Annotated in this window: 21 protein-coding genes; 11 read left to right on the plus strand and 10 right to left on the minus strand. The window is 60.2% G+C overall.

Annotated features, from left to right (window positions below; translation table 11 throughout):
- Positions 1-92: 92 nt before the first annotated feature.
- Positions 93-1,712 carry a long-chain-fatty-acid--CoA ligase gene (locus ACP7AL_RS24905; protein WP_425995323.1) on the plus strand — a complete coding sequence of 540 codons (1,620 nt, stop codon included), beginning with the start codon at positions 93-95 and terminating at the stop codon, positions 1,710-1,712.
- Between the two features lie 73 nt (positions 1,713-1,785).
- Here ACP7AL_RS24905 and ACP7AL_RS24910 read toward each other — a convergent pair whose 3' ends face one another.
- The gene (locus tag ACP7AL_RS24910; protein WP_006020826.1) at positions 1,786-2,310 is read right to left on the minus strand and encodes a winged helix-turn-helix transcriptional regulator; all 525 of its coding nucleotides are present in this window, start codon (positions 2,308-2,310) and stop codon (positions 1,786-1,788) included.
- 242 nt (positions 2,311-2,552) lie between these two features.
- Between ACP7AL_RS24910 and ACP7AL_RS24915 the strand changes: the two genes are divergently transcribed.
- Together ACP7AL_RS24915 and ACP7AL_RS24920 are read left to right on the plus strand one after the other, a co-directional pair.
- Positions 2,553-3,191 carry a 2-hydroxychromene-2-carboxylate isomerase gene (locus tag ACP7AL_RS24915; RefSeq protein WP_425995261.1) on the plus strand — a complete coding sequence of 213 codons (639 nt, stop codon included), beginning with the start codon at positions 2,553-2,555 and terminating at the stop codon, positions 3,189-3,191.
- An 85-nt stretch (positions 3,192-3,276) separates the two neighbouring features.
- A complete protein-coding gene (locus ACP7AL_RS24920) occupies positions 3,277-4,476 on the plus strand; it encodes a CaiB/BaiF CoA transferase family protein (protein ID WP_425995263.1) in 1,200 nt (399 codons plus the stop codon).
- Positions 4,477-4,520: 44 nt separating this feature from the next.
- Here the strand turns inward: ACP7AL_RS24920 and ACP7AL_RS24925 are convergent, their stop codons facing one another.
- Together ACP7AL_RS24925 and ACP7AL_RS24930 are read right to left on the minus strand one after the other, a co-directional pair.
- Complete coding sequence (locus tag ACP7AL_RS24925; RefSeq protein WP_425995265.1) at positions 4,521-5,198, minus strand: glutathione S-transferase family protein; 678 nt, start codon at positions 5,196-5,198, stop codon at positions 4,521-4,523.
- Position 5,199: 1 nt separating this feature from the next.
- Positions 5,200-5,943 (minus strand): SDR family NAD(P)-dependent oxidoreductase, encoded by a 744-nt coding sequence (locus tag ACP7AL_RS24930; RefSeq protein ID WP_425995267.1) that lies wholly within the window; start codon positions 5,941-5,943, stop codon positions 5,200-5,202.
- Between the two features lie 237 nt (positions 5,944-6,180).
- Here ACP7AL_RS24930 and ACP7AL_RS24935 point away from each other — a divergent pair, with 237 nt between their 5' ends.
- From ACP7AL_RS24935 to ACP7AL_RS24960, 6 genes are all read left to right on the plus strand, one after another.
- Positions 6,181-7,737: a class I adenylate-forming enzyme family protein gene (locus tag ACP7AL_RS24935; RefSeq protein WP_425995269.1), complete on the plus strand. Its 1,557-nt coding sequence runs from the start codon at positions 6,181-6,183 to the stop codon at positions 7,735-7,737.
- 60 nt (positions 7,738-7,797) lie between these two features.
- The gene (locus tag ACP7AL_RS24940; RefSeq protein WP_425995271.1) at positions 7,798-8,541 is read left to right on the plus strand and encodes an SDR family NAD(P)-dependent oxidoreductase; all 744 of its coding nucleotides are present in this window, start codon (positions 7,798-7,800) and stop codon (positions 8,539-8,541) included.
- Positions 8,542-8,553: 12 nt separating this feature from the next.
- Complete coding sequence (locus ACP7AL_RS24945) at positions 8,554-9,735, plus strand: acyl-CoA dehydrogenase family protein (protein ID WP_425995273.1); 1,182 nt, start codon at positions 8,554-8,556, stop codon at positions 9,733-9,735.
- A 21-nt stretch (positions 9,736-9,756) separates the two neighbouring features.
- Entirely contained in the window at positions 9,757-10,887 is a 1,131-nt protein-coding gene (locus ACP7AL_RS24950) for an acyl-CoA dehydrogenase family protein (RefSeq protein WP_425995275.1), read from the plus strand.
- A 139-nt stretch (positions 10,888-11,026) separates the two neighbouring features.
- A complete protein-coding gene (locus ACP7AL_RS24955; protein ID WP_006020817.1) occupies positions 11,027-12,211 on the plus strand; it encodes an acetyl-CoA C-acyltransferase in 1,185 nt (394 codons plus the stop codon).
- Between the two features lie 190 nt (positions 12,212-12,401).
- On the plus strand, positions 12,402-13,157 hold the full coding sequence (locus tag ACP7AL_RS24960; RefSeq protein ID WP_425995277.1) for a hypothetical protein: 756 nt from the start codon (positions 12,402-12,404) through the stop codon (positions 13,155-13,157).
- A gap of 73 nt (positions 13,158-13,230) precedes the next feature.
- On the opposite strand, the gene ACP7AL_RS24965 is transcribed toward ACP7AL_RS24960, so the two are convergent.
- From ACP7AL_RS24965 to ACP7AL_RS24985, 5 genes are all read right to left on the minus strand, one after another.
- On the minus strand, positions 13,231-13,938 hold the full coding sequence (locus ACP7AL_RS24965; RefSeq protein ID WP_425995279.1) for a DUF1236 domain-containing protein: 708 nt from the start codon (positions 13,936-13,938) through the stop codon (positions 13,231-13,233).
- Between the two features lie 131 nt (positions 13,939-14,069).
- Positions 14,070-15,317, minus strand: coding sequence for an O-antigen ligase family protein (locus ACP7AL_RS24970; RefSeq protein WP_425995281.1), 1,248 nt, complete (start codon positions 15,315-15,317; stop codon positions 14,070-14,072).
- Positions 15,318-15,355: 38 nt separating this feature from the next.
- On the minus strand, positions 15,356-16,912 hold the full coding sequence (locus tag ACP7AL_RS24975) for an undecaprenyl-phosphate glucose phosphotransferase (protein ID WP_425995283.1): 1,557 nt from the start codon (positions 16,910-16,912) through the stop codon (positions 15,356-15,358).
- 117 nt (positions 16,913-17,029) lie between these two features.
- Complete coding sequence (locus ACP7AL_RS24980) at positions 17,030-18,163, minus strand: glycosyltransferase family 4 protein (protein WP_425995285.1); 1,134 nt, start codon at positions 18,161-18,163, stop codon at positions 17,030-17,032.
- A gap of 2 nt (positions 18,164-18,165) precedes the next feature.
- On the minus strand, positions 18,166-18,816 hold the full coding sequence (locus ACP7AL_RS24985; RefSeq protein WP_425995287.1) for a polysaccharide biosynthesis/export family protein: 651 nt from the start codon (positions 18,814-18,816) through the stop codon (positions 18,166-18,168).
- A gap of 195 nt (positions 18,817-19,011) precedes the next feature.
- Between ACP7AL_RS24985 and ACP7AL_RS24990 the strand changes: the two genes are divergently transcribed.
- Entirely contained in the window at positions 19,012-21,156 is a 2,145-nt protein-coding gene (locus ACP7AL_RS24990) for a GumC family protein (protein ID WP_425995289.1), read from the plus strand.
- Positions 21,157-21,175: 19 nt separating this feature from the next.
- On the opposite strand, the gene ACP7AL_RS24995 is transcribed toward ACP7AL_RS24990, so the two are convergent.
- A complete protein-coding gene (locus ACP7AL_RS24995; protein WP_425995291.1) occupies positions 21,176-22,372 on the minus strand; it encodes a GNAT family N-acetyltransferase in 1,197 nt (398 codons plus the stop codon).
- Positions 22,373-22,674: 302 nt separating this feature from the next.
- Here ACP7AL_RS24995 and ACP7AL_RS25000 point away from each other — a divergent pair, with 302 nt between their 5' ends.
- A complete protein-coding gene (locus ACP7AL_RS25000; protein WP_425995293.1) occupies positions 22,675-23,721 on the plus strand; it encodes a polysaccharide deacetylase family protein in 1,047 nt (348 codons plus the stop codon).
- Here ACP7AL_RS25000 and ACP7AL_RS25005 read toward each other — a convergent pair.
- On the minus strand, positions 23,712-23,924 hold the full coding sequence (locus ACP7AL_RS25005) for a DUF2842 domain-containing protein (protein WP_006020805.1): 213 nt from the start codon (positions 23,922-23,924) through the stop codon (positions 23,712-23,714). The genes ACP7AL_RS25000 and ACP7AL_RS25005 overlap by 10 nt on opposite strands.
- Positions 23,925-24,044: the final 120 nt, after the last annotated feature.

The following is a 24,044-nucleotide window of genomic DNA, read 5'->3' on the forward strand; positions in this document are numbered from 1 at the left end:
AGAAGGCCGAGGCCGGCACTCTTCGGGGGAGGTGCCGGCCTCTTCGCTGACATGCTGCGTGAAATTCAAGGAGAGTGGCCGTGAAGGGCTTAATGCAAAATCAGCCGTTGCTGTTATCGTCGCTGTTGCGGCATGCGGACCGGTTTCATGCCAACACGGAAATCGTGTCGCGGACGGTCGAGGGGCCCATTCACCGCTACACCTATCGCGATGCCGCGCGGCGCACGCGCCAGCTCGCCAGCGCATTGCAGCGCTGGGGCGTTCAATACAGCGACCGGGTCGCCACCATGGCCTGGAACAACTATCGCCATTTCGAGCTCGAGCACGGCGTGACCGGCATGGGCGCGGTGTGGCATGCGATCAATCCAAGACTGATCCCGGCGCAGATCATCTACATTGCCAATCACGCCGAAGATAAAGTGCTGTTCTTCGAGAGTTCGTTCCTGCCGCTGGTGGAAAAGCTCGCACCTGAGCTGAAGACCGTCAGGCTGTTTGTCCTGATGGTGGATCGGGTGTCGATGCCCGAAGCGACGACAATTCCAAACCTGCAATGCTACGAGGATTTCATCAAAACCGGTGACGAGAATTTTGTCTGGCCGGAGTTCGACGAGCTATCGGCGTCGTCGCTGTTTTATACCTCAGGAACCACGGGTAATCCCAAGGGTGTGCTTTATTCCCACCGGTCTGATCTGTTGCATGTTATCACGGAATGCGGAGCACACAGCTTCGGCTTCACAACGCAAGACACCATTTTGCCGATGACGCCGATGTTTCACGCCAACGGTGCGTGGGGCTTCACCTATGCACCACCGATGGTGGGCGCCAAGCTGGTATTGCCGGGACCGAAGCTCGATGCCGCAAGCGTCGCTGAATTGATCGAGACCGAAGGCGTGACGCTGACCGCCGGTGTCCCGACGCTTTACACCAAACTTCTCCAGCATTTTACGGAGCAGGGGCGTGGCGCCGGAACATTGAAGCGGATCGCGGTTGCGGGGTCCGCTCCGGCACCCAGCATGATGGAAGGCTTTGAGCGTCTCGGCGTTTCGGTCAATCACATCTGGGGAATGACGGAAACAAGCCCAACCGGCACCACGCCGCAGCCGTCGCGGAAGGTCGCGAAATTGTCCGCGCAGGAGCAGCTTCACCGCAAAACCATGCAGGGCCGGCCGCTGTTCGGTGTTGATGTGAAGATCGCCGACGAAAACGGAAACGAGATGCCGCGAGACGGCAAATCGAGCGGCCGCCTGATGGTTCGCGGTCCCTGGGTTCTCAGCGGTTACTACCGCGAAGAAAAGCCGTTGCTGGAAGACGGATGGTTCAATACCGGCGACCTCGCCGTAATGGACGATGACAATTACATTCAGCTCACCGATCGTGCCAAGGACGTCATCAAATCCGGCGGCGAGTGGATCAGCTCGATCGATGTCGAAAATCTGGCGATCGGCTGTCCCGGCGTGGCCGAGGCGGCTGTTATCGGTATTCCTCATCCGCAATGGGAGGAGCGTCCGCTGCTCATCGTGGTGCCGGCTGCCTCCGAACCGGCGACCGCAAAGTCGATCATCGCATTTCTGGAAGGGAAGATCGCCAAGTGGTGGATGCCGGACGATGTCATTTTCGTCGATGCGCTGACCTACGGCGCGACCGGCAAGGTGCAGAAGATGGAACTGCGCCAGCGCTTCGCTGGCCACTACACCTCAAAAAAGAGTGCTTAACGCCAAAGGCGCCAGAAATATCTGGCGCCTTTGTTTTTATGGGTGGACGTGACTGTCTGTCAGATTGCGAGGTTCAAGCCGCACGAGCCTTTGCGCGTGATGCTTTCGCCTTGGCTACCTTCGCCGGCTTCGGCGGAATAGTCTTCGGTCGCGCCCCCGGTCCGGGGTGGACGTGAACTTCCTTCGCCAGCAACGGCTCGTGGCATTCCGAGCAGATCATGACGGGGTTGAACTGGTGGCCGCACTTCTGATGTTCGTGAAGCAGCGGGCGGCCGCGCTCGTCGACCATGTGGATATCGCCCCAATGAACGATCGCCATCATGATCGGGTAAAGGTCGAGACCCTTCTGGGTCAGAATGTATTCGTGCCGCTTGGGCGATTCCTGATAGGCGACCCGCCGCAGGACGCCGAGACGGACCAGCTTCTTGAGGCGCTCGGCGAGGAGATGCCGGGTAATCCCGAGGGCGGACTGGAAAGCCTCGAACCGGCGGGTCCGCAGGAAGCATTCCCGCAGAATCAGCAGGCTCCAGCGGTCACCGATCACGCCGATGGTGCGGGCCATGGAACACGGCTCTTCTTCAAGTTCATCCCATCTCATAGTCGTCTCCGGTTCGTGCGCAGTGCTGATCGTTTATACCCTGCATGTGCACCATTCTAAATAGGCACTGAGTTGGACAAAAGTCCTATTTTGGCTGGCCCGGGTGTAAAATATGCACGGGAGGCCTGATCGAAATTGACAGTTCAATTTTAGAACTCTATGAATGGGTCGACGCTCCGGGCAAGGGCGAATGCAGAGAAAAAGCCACGTCGGACGACGTGTGACAGAGGAGGAGAAGCGCGGTGGCCAGTCCCTTGAAGGTCGAGTTTCAGTTCGATTTCGGTAGCCCCAATGCCTATCTGGCAGAATACGCGATTCCGGGCATCGAGAAGCGCACCGGCGTCAAATTTGAATACGTCCCGGTGCTTCTGGGGGGGATCTATAAGGCGACCAACAACATGTCGCCGTCAGACTCGCTTCGCGGCATCAAGAACAAGCCGGAATACCAGGCGCTGGAAACGCAGCGTTTCCTCAAAAAGTACGGCATCACGAAGTTCAAGCAGAATCCGTTTTTTCCGGTCAATACATTGACGCTGATGCGGGTCGGCACTGCGGCGCAGTTCGAAAACATGTTCGAACCCTATTTCCGCGCTGCCTATCATCACATGTGGGAAGAGCCGAAGAAAATGGACGATCCGGAAGTGTTCCGGAACGCATTTCTGTCTTCCGGTGTCGATATCGACCGGCTCTATGCGCGCGCGCAGCAGGACGACGTGAAGAAGAGGCTGATCGAGGTCACGACCGATGCAGTGAACCGCGGCGCGTTCGGCTCACCGACCTTCTTCGTCGGCAAGGAAATGTTCTTCGGCAAGGACCAGCTTCGGGATGTGGAAGAGTCCATCGTCGAGCAACTCGGCGGGGCGAAGGCCAAATCCGCCTGATCGCGGCTGAAGGTCTCAAATAACGGTTCAGATCCAGCGGTAAGGCCGGCAGGCTGTCGCGCCAACGAAATCAGGGAAGAAGCATATGCCTGGTCCTTTGAGTGGAGTTCGCGTTCTGGATTTGACGGCGGTGGTGTCGGGTCCTTACGCGACGATGTTCCTGGCGGATCAGGGCGCGGACGTGCTGAAGATCGAGCCGATCGGCGGCGACGGCACGCGGCGCAGCCGCACCCTGATCGATGCGGCCGGAGAGTTCTCCGCCCTGTTTGTGTCGTGCAACCGCGGCAAGCGTTCGCTGTCGATCGATATGAAGAGCGACGCGGGACGCGAGGTGCTGGCCAAGCTGGCATCGCAGGCGGACGTGCTGGTGCAGAACTTCCGCCCCGGCACGATGGAACGCCTCGGCCTCGGGCAGAAGGAACTGCGCGAGAAGTACCCGCGCCTGATCTACGTTTCCATCAGCGGGGTCGGCGACAGCGGGCCTTATGTCAAGAAGCGGGTCTACGATCCGATTGTCCAGGCCTTGTCCGGCTTTGCCGACATCCAGTCGCAGCCGGTGACCAACCGGCCGCAGATGATCCGCACCATCGTCTGCGACAAGACAACGTCGGTGTTCACCGCGCAGGCGGTGTCGTCGGCGCTGTACGCACGCGAGAAGACCGGCAAGGGCGATCACATCCAGGTTGCGATGCTCGACACCATGATCTCGTATCTGTGGCCGGAAGGCATGATGCAGTACACCGTGGTCGGCTCCGAGGCGGCCGCGGCTGACCCCAATGACCGGCCGGACCTCGTGTTCCAGACGCTCGACGGTTACATCACCGCCGGCACCATCTCGGATTCGGAATGGCAGGGCTTCTGCAAGGCCTCGGGCGATCCGGAGCTTGCGAAGGACGAGCGGTTCGCGACGCCGAGCGCACGCTTCATCAATGCCACCGCGCGTATCAACAAGATGCAGGAGTACATCAGCCAGCGCACCACGGCCGAATGGCTGGAGCGTCTGGATGCGGCCGATGTGCCGTGTGCGCCGATCCTGCGGCGCAATGAGATCATCGGCAACGACCAGGTGGTGGCGCGCGGCCTGATCGAGGAGTTCGACCAGCCGACGGTGGGCCGGGTGCGGCAGCCGAAGCCCGCGGCGATCTTCGAGGTCAACAAGGCTGCAATCGGCGGTCCGGCGCCGCGCGTCGGCGAGCACTCCCGCGCCGTGCTGCGCGAACTCGGCTACAGCGACAGCGCCATCGACACAATGATAGCCGGCAAGGCCGTCAGGGCCGTGGGCTGAACAAATAAGGCCGACGGAATATCGGCCTTATGATTCATGTGAGATCAAGCTGGTCGTTTGACCGGTTCGCCGGGAGCCGGCGGAATATTCGCGGCGTTGCCGCGCTGGTAGCCCGGCCGTTGCTGGATGCGCGCGAGGTAGGGATGGGCATTGTCGCAGATGCCGACGCCGTAAGCGATCGCCCATTCGAGGCAGGTCGTCAGCAGAATGTCTGCGCTGGTGAACTGCTCACCCATCAAGAACGTCCGTCCGTCGCCGAGCGCGACTTCGACATGACGCAACTGTTCGCGAAAGTACTCTCCGGCCTTGGCGACGACGTCGGGCGCGACCCCGTAAATCGGCCCAAGTGCATTCGCGCTGTGACGTCGCATCACGTACAGGCTGGTGGAATCCAGCTCGGTGACGATGAAGAAGCACCATTCCAGCCATTTGGCATAGGCCTGCTTGTCGTCGGGAATTAACGCCTTGTCCGGACTGCCATAGGTCCTTGAAAGATAGGCGACGATGGCAGCGCTTTCGCCGATTGAGAAATCGCCGTCCTGGAGCAGGGGGATTTTCTGGCGCGGGTTCAGTTTTGTGTATTCCGCCGTCTTGGTTTCGCCGGTGCGGGGACCGATGGCGTAGGTCTCGTACTTCAGCCCCAGTTCTGCCAGCGCCCAGTGCGGCCGAACGGTTCGGCTGGTTCCGACGCCCCACAGGGTGAGGTTCGGAGCGACCACCATGTCACCATGTCTCCACAGAGGGGCGCAGATCGAGTTCGTGGGTCCAGCCGTCGCGCGTCTGATGATGCGTGAACCAGTACGCGTCGGCAATGGAGTCCGTTTTGGTCAGGCTGTCAGCGGGAATATCGCTCGCTTCGATGCCCTTTGCCGCCTTCATGCGCAGATGGATCGCCTCGCTGTCCACAGCGGCGTCGATCAGCAGATGAACGACATGGATGTTCTTGGGCCCAAGTTCGCGCGCCATTGCCTGGGCCACGGCACGGAGGCCAAATTTGGCTGACGAGAAGGCAGCGAAACCTTTTCCGCCGCGCACGCTCGCCGTCGCGCCGGTGAACAGAATGGTGCCGCGGCCGCGGGGCAGCATGTATTTGGCGGCTTCGCGTCCGACAAGAAAGCCGCCGTAACACGCCAGTTCCCATGCCTTGAAGAACAGCTTTTCGGTTGTTTCCAGAAGCGGCTTGTTGACGTTGGAACCGGCGTTGTAGAGGCAGACCTCAATCGGGCCGATTTCCTTTTCGATGCGCGCAAACATGGCCTGCACCTCGGCTTCCTGACGGGCGTCCACGCTGATGGCGTGGACTTCGCATCCTTCAGCCTTCAACTCGTCGACAAGTGATTGAGATTTCAAGGCTTCGCGGCGCGCCACGCAGACCTTGTATCCGCCCTTGGCGAATCGCCGTGCGACCGCCGCACCGATGGCGTCACCCGCGCCGACCAGCAAAACTACGCCGTTGCCCTGAGCCAAGTCTTCTCTCCCATATAGTTCTTATTTGGTACTTTCTTTCATAGCGGCCATGCCGGCTGTTGTAAATGATTATCATCGCAATCCGTCGCAACCTATGGCCTATGGGCAGTCGCTCGCCAAACCGTGGCCTTCTGGCGCTGCATCAATTCAGATTGACTAGTTCTAAAAAAGAACGCTAACGTGGGTCCACGTCAAGACCGCCGCCGAAGCGGTCGAAGAATATTGCCGGAGGATAAATTGGCCCGTGCTCAACCCGAATTCGATGTTTCCGACATTCTGGATGGATTGCCAGAGCGGCTACACGACACGATGGCACGCGCCGTCGCGGAAACCCCGGATCATCCAGCGCTGATCGAGGATGGCCGAGCCTGGTCCTATCGGCAACTGGCCGGCAATGTTGACCAAACCGCTGCATCGCTGACCGCATTGGGCGTTCGTCCGGGCGACCGGATGATGATCGTCAGCGAGAATAGCATCGCGCTGGTGGCGCTTCTGCTGGCTGCCAGCAAGATCAACGCTTGGGCCATTGTTGTGAATCCGCGGCTATCGCCACGCGAGTTGGATCAGATTCGCGATCATAGCGGCTCGCGCCGCATGTTCTTCACGGCTGATATCTCCGGCGAGGCTGCGAGCCATGCGCAGCGCGTGGGCGCGGAGATCGCGAAGGTCGGTCCGCTCGACAATATCGGCGTCAGTGCGTTGAACGAGGCAACGACGCCGGAGCCTGTGGAAACCAGTCCGGCCAAGCAGGTGGCTGTCCTGATCTATACGTCCGGGACCACAGGGACGCCAAAAGGCGTCATGCTGACTCACGAGAATCTGCTGTTTAGCGCCAGGACCACAGCGCTGCTCAGGCAGATGGACAATCGGGACAAGCTCTACGTCGTTCTTCCCATCTCTCATATCGTCGGTGTTTCGCTGACGCTGATGACGCTGATGACAGGCGGTACCGTCCGGCTGGTCAGCAAGTACGATCCCGCAGCGCTTGCAAGGGCCATCGCAGAAGAGGGGATCACCATCCTCAATGGTGTGCCCGCAACCTATCAGCGCCTGCTTGAGTACAAGAGGCTTTCCGGTGTCCCGAAGCTGAACAAGGGTTCGCTGCGATATATTGGCGTTGCTGGCGCGCCGCTCGATCCAGATTTGAAGTCCCGTGTCGAGGCAGAGCTTGGTCTGCCTCTGCTGAACGGATACGGCATCACCGAATGCGCGCCCGGGATTTCCGGCGTTCGGATCGAAGCACCGCGCCCTGACAGTGCGGTCGGCCAGATTGTGCCGGGCGTAGAAGGGCGCATCATCGATCGCGACGGCAAGCTGGCCACGAACGGAGCGGTGGGCGAACTTCATGTTCGCGGCAAGAACGTGATGCTCGGATACTACCGCGCGCCTGATTTGACAGAGAAGGTCATCGATCGCGATGGATGGTTCAATACCGGCGATCTGGCGTACCTCGACGGCGACTGCATGTTCATCGTCGGGCGCACCAAGGAAATGATCATTCGTTCGGGATTCAATGTTTATCCAGCCGAGGTGGAAGCGGTGCTTAGTTCGCACGATGCTGTTGTGCAGTCCGCAGTGGTGGGCCGCGCTGCCGATGGCAACGAAGAAGTTGTTGCGTTCGTTCAACTGCTGAAGGGGTCGAACGTGACGCCTTCCGAACTGATGGCCTTCGCAAGCAAGCAACTGACATCCTACAAGCGTCCGTCGCAGATCATTGTGCTTGATGCGCTGCCGGCGACATCTACTGGAAAGATATTGAAACACAAGCTAGCCGAGTCCTTGCGGGGAACGTGACGTTCGACATTCGGCGCAGCTCGAAACTTAAATCTCACTCGGACTTTTAGGAGAATGATCTTGCAGAAGCGAAACGCAACCGTGGCCGTCGTTGGCGCCGGTGATTTCATCGGCGGCGAGATCGCCAAGAAATTCGCAGCCGAAGGTTTCACGGTCTTTGTGGGACGGCGTCAGGGCGAGAAGCTTGAGCCGCTGATGAAGGAGATCCGGGACGCCGGCGGCACGGTGTTTGGCCGCTCGCTCGATGCGCGCAAGGAAGAGGAAATGGTTTCGTTCATTTCCGACGCCGACAAGCATGCGCCGCTGGAAGTTTGCATCTTCAACATCGGTGCCAACGTCAATTTTCCAATCGTCGAGACCACCGAACGGGTCTTCCGCAAGGTTTGGGAAATGGCCTGCTACTCAGGTTTCCTCGCGGGACGCGAAGCGGCACGCGTGATGTTGCCGCGTGGCAAGGGCGCCATCTTCTTCACCGGCGCAACCGCAAGCTTGCGCGGTGGGTCGGGTTTTGCGGCCTTCGCCAGCGCCAAGTTCGGCCTTCGAGCCGTCGCTCAGGCGATCGCGCGCGAATTGGGCCCCAAGAACATCCATGTCGCCCACCTCATCATCGATTCGAGTGTCGACACCGAATGGGTACGGCAGCTGATCGCCAATCGCGAAGGCAAGGAAGCGATCGCGAATCTCGATCCGAACCGCCTGATGCGTCCGGCTGCGGTCGCGGAGACCTATTGGCAGCTTTATCAGCAGCCGCGCGATGCCTGGACGTTCGAGACCGAAATCCGCCCGTTCGGCGAGAAGTGGTAACGGAGCTTTCCGATGGAGCTGAAGCTTTCCAGTGAAGACGCGGCGTTCCGGGATGAAGTAAGAGCTTTCATCGCGGAGAACTATCCGCAGGAAATGCGTGTGCCCAATCCGGAAACGGATCTGACCAAGGAGCAGTCGATGCTCTGGCATAAGATCCTGCATAAGAAGGGATGGATCGCCCCGCTGTGGCCGAAGGAATACGGCGGACCCGGCTGGTCGATCACGCAGCGCTTCATCTGGGAGCAGGAAACCTCGCGCGCCGGGACGCTGCCGCCGCTGGCGTTCAGCGTGACGATGGTGGGGCCGGTTATCTATACGTACGGCAACGACGCGCAAAAGAAGAAGTTTTTGCCGCGGATTCTGTCGGGCGAGGACTGGTGGTGCCAGGGATATTCGGAGCCGGGTTCAGGATCGGATCTGGCCACTGTCCGCACCAGGGCCGTGCGTGACGGCGATCATTATATCGTCAACGGTCACAAGACCTGGACCACGCTTGCCCAGCACGCGGACTGGATTTTCTGTCTGGTGCGGACCGACCCGGCAGCCAAGCCGCAATCTGGCATTTCATTTCTGCTGATCGACATGAAATCGCCGGGCGTGACGGTGCGGCCGATCATCACCATCGACGGCTCGCATGAAATCAACGATGTGTTCCTCGAGAACGTTCGCGTTCCGGTCGAGAACCTCGTCGGCGAGGAAAACAAAGGCTGGACCTACGCCAAGTTTCTGCTCGGCAACGAGCGCACGAGCATGGCCGGCATCGGCCGTTCCACGCGTTACATAGAGCGCCTCAAGAAGATCGTGAAGGCAGAGATCGCCGAAGACGATCCGGTATCTGGCGAGTTTGCCAAGGATATCGCACGTGTGGAACTCGATCTGCTTGCGCTCGAAGCCACCGAATTGCGTGTCGTGGCGCAGATGTCGCGCGGTATTGATCCGGGGCCGGCAGCTTCGCTGTTCAAGATCCGGGGCACCGAAATATTGCAGCGAATTACCGATCTGACGCATCGCGCCATCGGTAATTATGGTCTTGCGGTTCGGGAAATTCCAGCCAGCGAAAACATCTTCGTACCCGGACCGGACTACATGCACACGGTCTCCGAGAAATATCTGAATATGCGCAAGCTCAGCATTTTCGGTGGATCAAACGAAATTCAGCGCAACATCATCGCGAAAGCGGTGCTCGGTCTTTAATCGCGTCCCACGAGGCATCCGGTGGATATTCAATTTACGGAAGAACAGGAACTCCTGCGCAGCAGCGTTCAGCGTCTGTTACGCGATCAGTACGATTTCGAGACGCGCCGCAAGATCGTTGCGACGGAAGAGGGCTGGAGCAGAAAGCACTGGAGTGCTTTCGCGGAGATGGGACTGCTCGCGGCCCCGTTCTCGGAAGCGTCCGGCGGACTCGGCGGCGGTCCGCTTTCCACTATGATCGTCATGCATGAATTCGGCCGTCATCTCGTGGTCGAGCCGTTCTTCGAGACGGTTGTTCTTGCCGGTGGCCTGATTGAAAGCGTCGGCACCGACGCGCAGCGTGAAGAATTGCTGCCCGCCATAATGGGAGGCGAAGCGATCTGGGCGCTGGCCTGGACGGAAAGCAAGTCGCGATACGATCTCAACAATGTCGCGACGACCGCGAAGCGTACTGGTGATACTTATGTTCTGAACGGCGCAAAGGCCGCAGTGATCGGAGCGCCATGGGCCGACAAGTTGATTGTATCGGCGCGAACCTTGGGCGGTCCGCGTGATAATGCCGGTGTCAGCCTGTTCATTGTGGACCGTCAGTCGGCCGGGCTTCATCTGCAAAGCTTTAAGACGATCGACGGCCGGCGCGCCGCTGAAATCACGCTCAAGGATGTCACCGTTCCCGCCGGCAGCTTGCTCGGCGCCGAAGGCAAGGGTGTTGCTGTTCTCGAGGCGTGCCGGGATCGCGCCATCGCGGCCCTGTGTGCTGAAGCAACCGGGGCGATGGATGTCCTGAATAGTGCGACGCTGGAATACACCAAGACGCGCAAGCAGTTTGGCGTGGCGCTGGGCACGTTCCAGGTGCTGCAGCACCGGATGGTGGACATGTTCATTGCGCTCCAGGAGGCGACGTCGCTCTCGCAGCATTTGAACCTGACCGTGGCTGAGGGCGATCAGCGTGTGTCGAAACTTGCCTCGGGTGCGAAGTCCAAGATTGGTGAAGCTGCGCGCTTTGTCGGCGAGCAGGCGATTCAGCTTCATGGCGGCATGGGAATGAGCGACGAACTCAACATCGGTCACTACTTCAAACGCATCCTGTCGATCAACATTCAGTTCGGCGACCCGACGTACCACCTGCTGCGCTACGCCCGCGCAGCTTGACCACGGCATCCCGACGGACCAGCATGGCAGCCCTGCTGAGCGGTCGCGACGCTTCTTATTGAATTATGATTGTCATATAAAGCCGTATTCAAACCCGAGTCCGTCTGATTGACCGGACTCACGTTCCGGAGGTCATCGGATGGTAGATGCAGTTATCGTTTCCACAGCCCGTACCGGCATCGGCAAGGCCTATCGCGGTGCGCTCAACAACACCGAAGGCCCGACGATGGCGGGTCATGTCATGGCAGAGGCGGTGAAGCGCGCCGGGATCGAGCCGGGAGAGGTCGAGGATGTGGTGATGGGCTGCGCGATGCAGCAGGGCACCATGGTGATGAACGTCGCGCGCAAGGGTGCGATCCGAGCCGGACTCCCGATCACGGTTGCCGGCACGACTATCGATCGCCAGTGTGCATCCGGTTTGCAGGCAATTGCTGTCGCCGCTCGTTCGGTGATGCTCGATGGCGTGGAGGTCGCGATCGGCGGCGGTATTGAATCGATCAGCCTCGTGCAGAACGACCACATGAACAAGTTTCATGCCGTCGATCCTGAACTGATGGCGATGAAGTCCGAAATGTACATGTCGATGCTGGAGACCGCCGAAGTGGTCGCAGCGCGTTACAACATTCCGCGCGACAAGCAGGATGAGTACGGTCTGGAATCTCAGCGTCGCACCGGCGCCGCCATTCAGGGCGGGCGCTTCAACGACGAGATCGTTCCGATCACCACCAAGATGGCGGTTGTGGACAAGGAAACCAAGCAAGTTTCCTATAAGGAAGTGACGCTGACGAAGGACGAGGGCCCTCGTCCGGACTCGACCCTCGAAGGTATTGCCAGCATCAAGCCGGTCTTTGAAGGCAAGACCATCAGCGCCGGCAATGCCAGCCAGCTCTCGGATGGCGCGTCGGCCTCGGTGATCATGAGCGACAAGCTCGCCGCCAAGAAGGGCTTGAAGCCGCTCGGCATTTTCCGTGGCTTCGTCGCCGCGGGCGTCGAGCCAGATGAAATGGGGGTTGGCCCCGTGGTTGCTATCCCGCGTCTGTTGAAGCGTCATGGCCTCAAGATCGATGACATCGACCTCTGGGAACTGAATGAAGCCTATGCCGTCCAGGTCATCTATTGCCGCGACAAGCTGGGGATCGACCCGAACAAACTCAATGTCAACGGTGGCTCGATCGCCGTGGGCCATCCGTATGGCATGACCGGTGCGCGTCTGACCGGCCACATCCTGATCGAAGGCCGCCGCCGCAAGGCCAAGTACGGCGTTGTGACCATGTGCATCGGTGGCGGCATGGGCGCGGCGGGACTTTTCGAAATCCTGCACTGAACACACTACGGCGTTGGTCTCCCTGACTTGCGTCTTAAACTGGCCCGGCTTCCGAAAGGTCGCCGGGCCTCTTTTTCGAGAGCTGTCCAACGACCAAATATTTTGCGTTCAACCCGAACAAAACTCCGCTTGATGCGTTGCAAGGTGTCGATCAATATTTGGCATCGATCCCGAACGATTGGGTGCGGACGTGTTGCGACGCAAGAGCATTGCTTTATCGCTGATCTCGCTCACCATGGTTTCCGGCGGACTCGTTTTGGGTCAAACCACGCAAGCGACGACGCCCAGCCCACAAACAACCCAGACCGACAAGCCGCAGGACGCAGCCACCGCGGCGACAGGCGCGATTCCCGCGCAATCGGAGCCCGTTACCGTTGCGCCGGCGCAGCCGGCGGAGGCAACCCCCGCTCCGGTACCGGCTCCGTTGTCGCCGGCAGAACAGAAAGCCGCCGACAACAAGGCCGCTCTCGATGCGCTGCTTGCCGAGGCGACTGCGCTGAAGACAAGCTATGAAAACTCCAGGCGCGGCAGGACCAGGGCGCCGGTATCGTTGTCCGCTTTCCGCAGCATGGAGTTGCGTCTTCAGATGGCCGCCGCGGCAGACCCGGCAAATGCCTCGGCGCTGGATATGGCCAATGCCATGCGCATGATCCAATACGGAATTCTTCAGCCGTCAGTTCAGATCGCGGCCGTCGCCAACCGTGAACTTTATGCCCATGAGATGGGACAGCGGATGCGGGACGACGGAATGAAGGTCGAGGCGTCAGGGCGCGGGAACAGCACGGTCCGGTTTGTGTCGTCCCAGATGACGCGGCAGATGGCCATGCAACTGGTCGAGACCGCGAAGATTCCGGAGCAGGCGAGAGCCTTGCAGTTCAGGCGGGTGGTCTTCAGCAGTGGCCGCCGCTCCTGGACATATGACGTGGCACGAGGGCGGCTTCGCTAAATCGTTCTCAATCTGCAAGCAGAAAGAGGCCGGTCGATCGGACCGGCCTCTGATCGTTTTGCTGGTGCTCAGCTTATGCTTCGAGCACGGCGACAATTTCGAGCGTGCGCGGATTCACGACCACGATCTCGCCATTGACGAGGAAGAACTCATATCCACGCCAATCGGGGTAAATCGTGACGACTTCCGCCGGAAGCGGGTGGAAGCTCACCGTTCGCGGAACACGCGTGCCGACGGAGATCGAGAAGTTCACGTTCGTCACAGGCTTGATGTTCTGCTTGGTGATCGAGGTGCGGATCGTCGTGCGCTGCTCGGTTGTGAGCTTTGCGCTGGCGCCAGCCTGACCGGTTGTTGCCCCGGTCTTCTGATCGCCCTTCATGCCGTCCCTTTCGGCGGCATTCTTCTGATCGCCCTTCATTCCGTCCTTCTCGGCGGCGTTCTTCCGATCGGCCTTCATGCCGTCTTTCGACCTGTCCATATTCGTTTCGGACGCAGCCTTGCCGCTCTTCGTATCCGGGGCGGTTTCAGCGCCCTTCGACTTCATTCCATCCTTGGTGCTGTCCTGAGCACGCTGGGCATTCCCGCCCTCGCGAGGCATCTGGGCCTGGCCGCCCTTCATCTCGTTGGATGGCGCGGCCTTGTCAGCAGGCGCGCCTGCAGATGGCGCTGTCTGCGACGCGGCAGGTGCGTTTGGAGCATTGCCCGGAGCCTGCGCCGAAACCAGTCCCGCACTGCCGATCAGGGCGGCCGTCGCGACCGTCATCAAAAGCTTGGTCTTCATATTATCCTCCTCGTTGTCTGCCCAATCCTCAACGAGAAGCCCTCGGCTCGGTTCCGTGTAAAAATGTTATGTTGCGTGAATAGTCGTTCATCCGGAACATTGGTCCGTAACGGCTGCGGAATATTTTCAGTTTACGAAACGGTGTCGGACTGGGCGCGGTAGCCATAGGCATGGGCCGCTGCAAACATCGCCCACATCGCGCCCAGCATCATCCAGAAATGACGCCAGTGATCGACGTCGATGATGAAGGCTTCGCAGACCGTTCCGAAGAAGGCGGAAAAAACCGCAAGATACATCCGCTGCCACGGCACGCGCACGAAAATCAGCTTGAATCCCATGATGACAGTGATGAACACAAGCGCCGGGAAGCAAACCCCGGCGATCCAGCCGCCCGACATGAAGGCATTCAGGAATGAGTTGTGGGTGTCTTCAGGAAAGAACTTTGTGAACTGAAGCGGGCCTATACCGAACGGGAGCTCAAGGGCCATCTGGAAGCCGAGCGCGTGCCGTCCGAAGCGTCCGAACCGTCCGCTGTCGTAGGTTTGGTTCAGGCTTGCCCGCTCCTTGAAGAGATCGCCGATGGAATCAATCGATAGCAGCGCGATCAGGAGCAATGCCGAACAGATCGCCGCCGAGATCGCCACGGTTACGATGCGCGTGCGCTGCGCCTGTGACGGCGTCGTCACGTACATCAGCATCAGCATGAGGGCCGAGCAGCCTATCAATTGCCCCCAGGACGCGCGGGAGAACGCAAGCAACACAGCAAGGCTGACGATCCCGAGCGCAATCGCGCTGCGGAAGGACTTCCCGAACGATTGTGTCACGACGGTCTGTAGCAGGAACAACGCGGGCAGGATGAGATAGGCGCCCAGCACGTTCGGGTCCTTGAACGTCCCGCGTGCGCGGCTGTACAGCGTGAAAGTGTCGTAGCCCACGAGATTGAAGTAGCCGGCGATGCCGGCAATGGACGCAATCAGCGCTCCGAATATCAAACCGCGCCGGAGAAATTCAAGCCGCGTGGCCGTATCTTCAGCCAGTACCATCGCGAAGAACAGGCACGTGATGGCCATGTACCATGAGGTCAGGATCCAGTTCAGGATCTCGGATTTGTCCATCAGGTAGATCGAGCAGATGGTGTAGCCGATATTCAGCAGGAAGAGCAGGATCAGCAGCGGGATAAACACCGGACGCATGCGCAGGCCGGTCGCGAAGAAGAAGACCACCGACGCCAGCGTCATCAGCTCATAGGGGCTCGGCTCGATAAAGACGATCGCGCCGCCTGCCCCGACGGCCCACATCAACGCCCGCTGGATCGCCGCGATGCCGGGCGGCGTCGCAGTCGCGGGAAGGGCGTAGTCTGCGGCTGCGAGTGAAGCCATGCGAACCGAAATCCTCTCCGCGCGTTCTGCGCGTCAGCTCAGTAGGCGTTCTCACCCTTGATCAGCGCGAACGGTGTTTTGAAGAGGATGTAGAGATCGAACAGGACCGACCAGTTCTCGATGTAGTACAGGTCGAATTCGACGCGCTTCTGAATTTTCTCGTCGGTATCGACTTCACCGCGCCAGCCGTTGATTTGCGCCCATCCCGTGATGCCGGGTTTGACGCGATGGCGCGCAAAGTATCCGTCGACGGCTTCATCAAACAGGCGGCTTTGCAGCTTGCCCTGCACCGCATGGGGACGAGGGCCGACCAGCGAGAGATTGCCCTTGAAAACGACATTGAAGAGCTGCGGCAGTTCGTCGAGGCTGCTCTTGCGAATGAAACGGCCGACGCGGGTGACGCGCTTGTCACCCTTGGTCACAACTTTAGAGGCCAGCGGGTCGGCCTGATCGTGAAACAGTGAGCGGAACTTGAAGACGTCAATCCGCTCGTTGTTGAAGCCATAGCGCTTTTGCAGGAACAGCACCGGGCCGGGGCTGTCGAGCTTGATGGCGAGGGCGACGATCGCCATCACGGGCGCGAGCAGGATGAGGATGATCGCGCCGACGATGCGGTCGAACGCCGACTTCAGCACCATGTCCCAGTCGGTGATCGGCTGCTCGAACACATCGAGTGTCGGAACCTTGCCGAGATACGAGTAGGAGCGGGGGCGGAAGCGAAGCTTGTTGGTGTGTGCCGATAACCGGATGTCGACCGGCAGCACCCACAGTTTTTTCAGCATATCGAGAATGCGCGTCTCCGCGGAGATCGGCAGCGCAAACAGCACCAGATCGATCCGGGTGCGGCGGGCAAATTCAACGATGTCGTCGATCTTTCCGAGCTTCGGTTGGCCGGCACAGGTGTCCAGTGCGCGGGAGTCGTTGCGGTCGTCGAACACGCCGAGAATCTGAATATCGGAGTCATCCTGCGCTTTGAGTGCCCGGATCAGGTTTTCGCCGTTCTGGTCGGAGCCAACGATGATCGTGCGGCGGTCAAGACGGCCTTCGCGCGCCCAGCGGCGGACCAGCGCGCGCAGAACAACTCGCTCAGCAAACAACGATGCCAGTCCGACGAAGAAAAATGCCGAAAGCCAGACGCGGGAGATCGTATCGCCGAGCTTGGCGAAGAAGGATGCGCCGATAAACAGCAGAAAAACGAAAGCCCATGACGACGCCATGCGCGTCATCTGGCGAAGCTGACCACGGAAGATCTGCACATCATAGATTTCAGCGGCCTGAAAACTGACGACCGCGCAAGCGGCCACACCGATGATCGCCGCGGCGTACTGCCAGGAGAAACCGCTCGTGCCCGGCAGCACATACGCGAGATAGAGCGCAAGCCCGACTGCGGTCAGAAGCAGGAAATCCACGATGCGGACAACGCCGCTGATAACGACTGTCGAGTAGGCCTTTCGGACTTTCTCATTTGCGACTGCAAGCGCGGCAGGAGTCAGACGCTTGCGGCGTTCCACCCTCGGAGCGCCGTCAACGGCGCCCATGGCGGCTGATCCCGCCGCAGCGGCATTCATCATCGTTCTGACGTCGATCGGTTCCACGGCCAAAATTTCCGTTGTTGTACCGTCATGTGGCGATAGGCCAAGGGGAACCAAAGTCCCCCAGCCTCATGCCTAGACAACAAATCGGAAGAATTAGTTATCGTCGATAAAGGTAGGTTAACGTTCGTTAAATGCGTCGCGATAGCCGCTGATGACGCCGTCGACCATCGCCTTCTGGGAGAAGTGAACGAAGATGCGCTCGCGGAGATTCCGGGCACGCTCGCGGGTTGCATCCATGTCGGCAAGCGCCATTTCGATCGCATCCGCCATGGCGCCGACGCTGTTTGCGACAAAAAGTCCGCTGGTGTGCGGGCCGAGGATTTCGGGAATGCCACCGACGCTGGCCGCGACCATCGGGATACCGGCAGCGGCGGCCTCGATAACAACGTAGGGCATCGAGTCGCCGCGTGAAGGGACGACGAGCAGCCTGCCTTTCGAAAAGCCAAACCGGGCCCTCACATGACCGATGAACCGCACAGCGTCGCCGAGGTTCAGGCGGCTGACCAGGGCCTTCAGGGCCTCGGTCTCTTCACCGTCGCCGGCGAGGGTCAGCGTGACCGGTTTGCCGTCGGCCCGCAGTCGCGCCACCGCCTGGATCAGCAGATCAGCGCCTTTGATCTCACGAAACTCGCCGACATAAACAACGTCGGTCGCGTCTTCGGCCACGGGTACCGGATCGAACTCGGATGCGGTGACGCCGTTGAAAACGCAGCGAACCAGACCGGCAGGCTTGCCGACCACGCGCAAATAGGTATCGCGTGCGAATGCGCTCTCGAACAGAAACAGGTCGGTGCGGTTCATCAGGGTGCGTTCCATCCGCGCATACGCGCCGCCTTTCAGCGTGCCCGGTGGATAGTGCAGGGAGCCGCCATGCGGGGTGTAGACCCGGATCGATTTCTTCGATTTGCCTTTCAGGCGAACGAAGGCGCCGGCCTTCGCGCCGTGTCCGTGCAGAACGTCAGGCTTCAGGGATCGCGCCAGACGCAAGAAATGCAGGGCCGTCACGCTATCGACAGGGTGGGGCTCCCGGCGAATGGCGAGGCGATAAACCCCGAGCTTGAGCTTCGGGGCGATCTCCCTGAGCGCCGTTTCCGCCCGCTCGCCGCCGGTCAGGCTGTCCGCAAGAATGCCGACCTCATGCCCGCGTTCGGCCTGTCCTACAGCAAGATCGAGAATATGACGGAAAATCCCGCCGACCGGCGCACGAACAGCGTGGAGAATTCGCAGCGGAGAAGTCGAAGTCTCGGGCATCGTCAGAACCAGCGTTCGGCGACTACGACGGTGTCCCCGGGTTTCAGAAGCGTACCAGGCGGCACGGCAGCCTGAACGGTGCCAGCTTCGCCCATTCGGGTTAATTTGATGCTGCTTCGCTGCGCGCGGGGGGTGAAGCCGCCGGCAATGGCAACGGCGCTCTCCGCCGTCATGTTCGGCACATAGGGATATTGGCCAGGAGCGGTCACTTCGCCGAGGATGAAGAAAGGCCGGTAGGTTTCGACCTCCGCTGCAACATAGGGCTCGCGAAGATAGCCGTTCTTCAGCCGGGCCGTGACAGCCGCAGCCAATCCTGCTGGCGTCAGGCCTCGCGCGCGCACCGCGCCGATCAGCGGCATGGTGATCGAGCCGCTCGCGTCCACCATGTAAGTGTTGGTGAGGCCTTCCTGGCCGTAGACGACAATGCGCAGCCGGTCGCCGGCATTCAGGCGATAAGGCTCATCGTGCGCGCTATCGCCGGGAGGGACAGGGGTTGTCGCGACGCTGACGGCGCGCACGGGCTGAACCGGACCGTAGGCAATCGCATCGAGGCTGCCGTTGTCTATGACCGCCACCTGTGCAGCCGTCCGCATGCAGCCCGACACCGCGAGCGCGAGGATGAGGCAGGTGAAACGCGCGCGGCTGCGCTGCATGGGAGAATCCAAATAAGTATTGATTCTGATTAAGAACTTTCATGGTTAATAAAATATGACCTCAGGTGACTGGCTTGCCGCCAAACGGCGCGCGCACCCTCCGATTAACCCCGCAGCAACCTTAATGGACTGTAATCGGCGCGTAGGAGATCTGGATTCGCGCCAGTGCAGTAGCGTCCGGGTGGAGAGTATTCGATGCGTTTTTCGTTCTGGCGTGACTGGATGGACAAGGTGCCGTTCCGGGCCAAAGTTGATGCGGTTCCGATAGCCGCAGCCCATGCGCCGGCGGTGCCTGTCGTATCCCCCGAGCTTGGCGACGTCGATCTTCGTGCGATCTGGGACACGCTGGTTCGCAAGCGGATGTGGGTCATTGGGCCAACAGTGCTGGCGTTCGTGCTCTCACTCCTCGTCGTCAATATCATTACGCCGCGGTATAAATCCGAAGCCCGCATCCTGATCGACGGCCGGGAGAACATCTTCTTGCGTCCGAACGGGGATCGCGCCGAGGAGCGTGGCAGTCTCGATGCGGAAGCGGTGACCAGTCAGGTCCAACTGCTGCTGTCACGCGAGCTTGCTCGCGACGTCATCAAGGCGAACAAACTCTCCGAGTTGCCAGAGTTTGACCCGGTTCTGCGTGGCGTATCGCCGCTGCGAACGCTGCTGGCCCTGTTCGGGATTGTCCGGGATCCCTTCAAGATGACCCCGGAGGAGCGCGTCCTCGAGGCTTATTATGAGCGGCTGACGGCCTACGCGGTCGACAAGTCGCGCGTCATGGTGATCGAATTCCAGTCGCAGAATCCGGAACTGGCGGCGCGTGTCACCAATTCGATCGCCGATGGCTATCTGGTGCTTCAACAGGCTGCACGGCAAAATCAGGCGAAATCGGCCTCGCAATGGTTGCTCGTGGAGATCGAGAGCCTGCGCAAGAAGGTTGCGGATGCCGAGGCGAAGGTCGAGGAGTTTCGCTCGAAGTCCAATCTCTTCGTCGGCACCAACAACACCACGCTGTCCAATCAGCAGCTTGGCGAGCTGAACACGCAACTCAACAACGCGCGGGCGCTGAAGTCCGATGCGGAATCGAAGTCGCGGCTGATCCGCGAAATGCTTCAGAGCGGCAAGCCGATCGAGGCGTCGGAAGTCCTGAATTCCGAGCTTGTTCGCCGCCTGTCCGAGCAACGCGTCACGCTTCGTGCGCAGCTTGCCGAGCAATCGTCAACGCTGCTCGGCGGGCATCCGCGCATCAAGGAGCTGAAGGCGCAGATACTGGATATCGATCGCCAGATCCGCGAGGAGGCGAGCAAGATATCCCGCTCGCTTGAAAACGACGCCCGTATCGCGAGCGCCCGAGCTGACGGGCTCAACGGCAGTCTCGATCAATTGAAGCGTCAGGCATCCTCCACCAATGGCCAGGACGTTCAGTTGCGTGCATTGGAGCGCGAGGCGAAGGCGCAGCGCGACCTGCTGGAATCCTATCTCGCCAAGTATCGCGAGGCGACCACCCGCGAGAATATCGATACGGCTCCAGCGGACGGCAGGATCATTTCCCGCGCGATCGTGTCGAACACGCCAGCGTTCCCGAAGAAACTCCCGACGGTGTTGATCGCCACCCTGGCGATGCTGATGCTGAGCGCCGGCTACATTACGACGGGAGAATTGCTGCGCATGACCGCGCCGCGTCCCGGCGTGACCGTGCGCGCTCCGGTTGCCGCTCCACGCGACACGCCACCGCAAGTGCCTACCGGTATCGTGGAAATCGAACGGCTTGCAGCAATGCTGCGCGGGGGCGCGGCTCGCAAGATCACCGTTATTGGTGCCCATCAGGATGAACGTGTCACGCTGGTCGCGCTGACGCTTGCCCGGCTTCTGTCGCTAAACTCCAAGGTTGTCCTTGTCGATCTCGCGATGGCGTCTCCGACACTGGCGGCTGTCTCGACGGACCCGTCATCGCCGGGGCTGACAGAACTGATGCAGGGCTCGGCGTCATTCAGCGACATCATCACCAAGGATCGCCTGTCGGCGGTTCATATCGTCGGGGCGGGGCGAGACGCTGCGCAGCGGCAGCTGCTGCAACTCCCGCGGATCAATCTGGCGATCGATGCTCTGTCGCGGGCCTATGACTATGTCGTGCTCGATGCGGGCACCGCGTCGGATCTGCCGGCGACCGTCATCGCCGCGCAGGCGCATGCGGTTATCATTCCCGATCCTGCGATCACCGCGGCTGCACGTGAGATGATGAAGACCCAGCTTCTTGAATCGGGCTTCGGCGGCGTGACCATTCTGACCACATCACTGAACGCAATGGATCTCGGCGCACCGGGTCAGCGGGTCGCGGCGGCCTGAACCGTTCGCAATATCTTGCTTAGCGAGAGATGGCGTTGCGCAGCAATTGCGCCATGTGCATCAGCGCCGGGTTATGTTTGACCAGCCGCTTGGCATGAGTCAGCGACGACATGCCCAGCGCTGCGAATTTTCCTCGCGCGGTCAAGGGAATAAAGGCATCGAGCAGAGGCTCGTCTTCCTTGCAGAATGTCAGCTTGTATTCGTCCGATCCTACGCCGAAATCGACCGAGCGATAGCCGCGATCGCCGAAGTGATCGATCATGTAGCGCAGCAGGATCAGGCCCGGGCTGTAACGCGCGTTATCTGAAATCGTGTAGGTGTTGAACATGGTGGAGAAGCGTTCGCCATCAGCGACGCAGGAAAAGACCGAGATCAGTTCGCTGTCGCACTCGAGCGTGTGAAGCTCGATGGCGCGGTCGCCGTTTGGCAGCTTTGCCAGGCAGGCATCGCGGACAAAGGCCTTGGTCGCTTCGTCAGAAAAGATATCCGGCAATTTCGAAAGCGCCATGCGCTGCGGCTTGATGATGAAAAACGCATCCAGGACGCGGTTGATATCGGCGTCGGTCGCCGCCACCGAATAGCGATAGCCGGGGAGAGATTGCAGCTTGCGCTCCTTGTTGCGCAATCGCCGCCGCGTCGATGTGCTGATGCGGTCTTCGGCCTTGCAACCGGGAGTCATCGTCATCATGGGGCAGGCATTGGTCGAGGGCTGTCCAGCGAGCAGCGCCAGCGGATTGAGGATGTTCTGCCAGCGTTGCGGCTGTTGCGCGAAGGCCAGGACATCGACGCCATCGGGTTGGCCGCGGATCGCAGAGACCAGCGCATCGAGTTCCGCCCGTGTCACAGTCTCCGCGAAATCACGACGCCATAGCGCCATATTGAACGTCGGGTGCTTGCCGCCCATGAAGCGCGCGACCTTCGCGCCATTCTCGCGGCAGATCACCAGTGGCAGCAACAGCAGCGGCTGATCATGAGCGTCGCTGGCAATCACGATAAACGGTGATGCGCCTTCATGCTTGCCGAGGGTCTGTTGCCACGCGTCCAGCAGTACAAAGCGCTGATAAGGCGTTGAGAGGTAATCGGGCCCCTCGAAGGCCCGCCAGCGAGGCTCGGCCTCCGACATTGTGCGAACGACATCGACGCGCGCGATGCGGTTTGAGGCCGAATGCGCCTGCGTGTTTGTGTCGGAGCCGTGAAGTGCTGCAGCCATGGTCATCGGAGGACCTGAATTCCTGGGCATTTTGAGATTTCGGCTTAAGCGACCTTATTCAAAGAAATGTCAACAAAGAGTAATGAGAATGGGCGCGCGGCAGGCATCGTGTGGGGGGTCGCAAGTCCGCGCTCCCTTCGCCGCGCGTTCCGTTCGGGCTTGCGAACCAAAGCCACACGAGAATCTATAAATTGCTAGTGTCCTCTTTGAATCCGAAGTTCGCACCGGAAGGTGCTGTAAGATAAGGCGAACTTCGGATTCAGGATATTAGCGCGCGGAGGGATGGCTAAGTGCGGTTTCGGAAGAGCATGCTGGCGGATGTGGGGCTGGAGCTCGGCTATTTCAGCGGCATGGCGCGCGCTCTCGAACGGCGAACAGGCGGCTCGGGAGCCATTCTCAAGTTCGAACACGTCCGGCCGCGGCGTGACGATCCGTTCCAGCCGCTGCGATCTCATGACGTCACCCCCGAATTCCTCGACAAGGCGATTTCCGCCCTGAAGCAGTGGGACTTTGATTTTGTCTCCATCGGCGAGGTTGCAGAACGCGCGCAACAGGCGGCCCTCGCACGCCGGTTTGTCTGCCTGACGTTCGACGGCGGCCATCGCGATTTCATGACGCATGCGTACCCGGTGTTGTCTCGCCATCGTGTACCGTTCGCCCTGTACATTCCGACGGGCTTTGTCGACGGCATCGGCAAGGCGTGGTGGCTTGCGCTTGAACGGGTCGTCGCGCGCCATGCCCGCATTGGCCTCGTGATGAACCGCATTGAAAGGCATTTCTTCGCAGCCAGTTTTGCGGACAAGTATCAGCTTTACGAAGTCTTGCATGCGTGGATGATGACGTTATCGCCAGACGACCTTGCGATCGCGATCGGCGACCTGTGCGGCCGTTACGGCGTCGATATCAACGAGGTCTCGCGTGACATCGCAATGAACTGGCAAGACCTCGCCAAACTGGCGCGCGATCCGCAGGCGACGATTGGAAGCGCTACTGTCAATTATCCCAACCTGGCGCGCACAAAGGGCACGAGCGCTTCGCGGGAAATGTCGATGGGGCGAACGGTATTGGAAACCGCGCTGGGCGGCCCATGCCTGCATTTTGCCTACCCGTTTGGTGGGCAGGATTGTTTTGGCCCCCGGGAGATAATGCTGGCGCGGGAGGCGGGGTTTACCACTGCGGTGTCCGCCGGGCCCGGGGTCATCAGATCCGACGGCCGGTCTGACCTGATGGCGTTGCCACGGATCGCGTGGGACGGGCGGCGGAATTCGCTCCGCGCGCTACGCGTGATTTTGTCGGGTATCACCATACGAAAGGCGAAGGCGCATTCGCCGGAACCGGCCACCAACTACGGCTGAGGATCCGGCCGCGACATCCATGCGATCAGCGGCATTGCGGGCAGGACCCAGCCGAGGCCGGCCACCACGTAGAAGATCGCCTGAGCAAGCTTCGATGCCGCAAGCCAAGGGGTTTGGGCAATCGCCATGCCGGCCAGCGACCACACAACCACGAGCCCCAAAAGGCCGAAAGTTCCGATCAGTTTTCGCGTGCGAATCGTCATGACATAATTGTGCTGGTGGCTGCAAACACGCGTCTTGCGTGGAAAAGTGCGGCGACTATAAGGACCGCGCGAATTCATTCAAGGCTGCATTTCGGATCATGACCGCTCCCATCCCAATCG

The sequence above is a fragment of the Afipia sp. DC4300-2b1 genome, from assembly GCF_049895725.1.
Taxonomy (GTDB): domain Bacteria; phylum Pseudomonadota; class Alphaproteobacteria; order Rhizobiales; family Xanthobacteraceae; genus Afipia; species Afipia broomeae.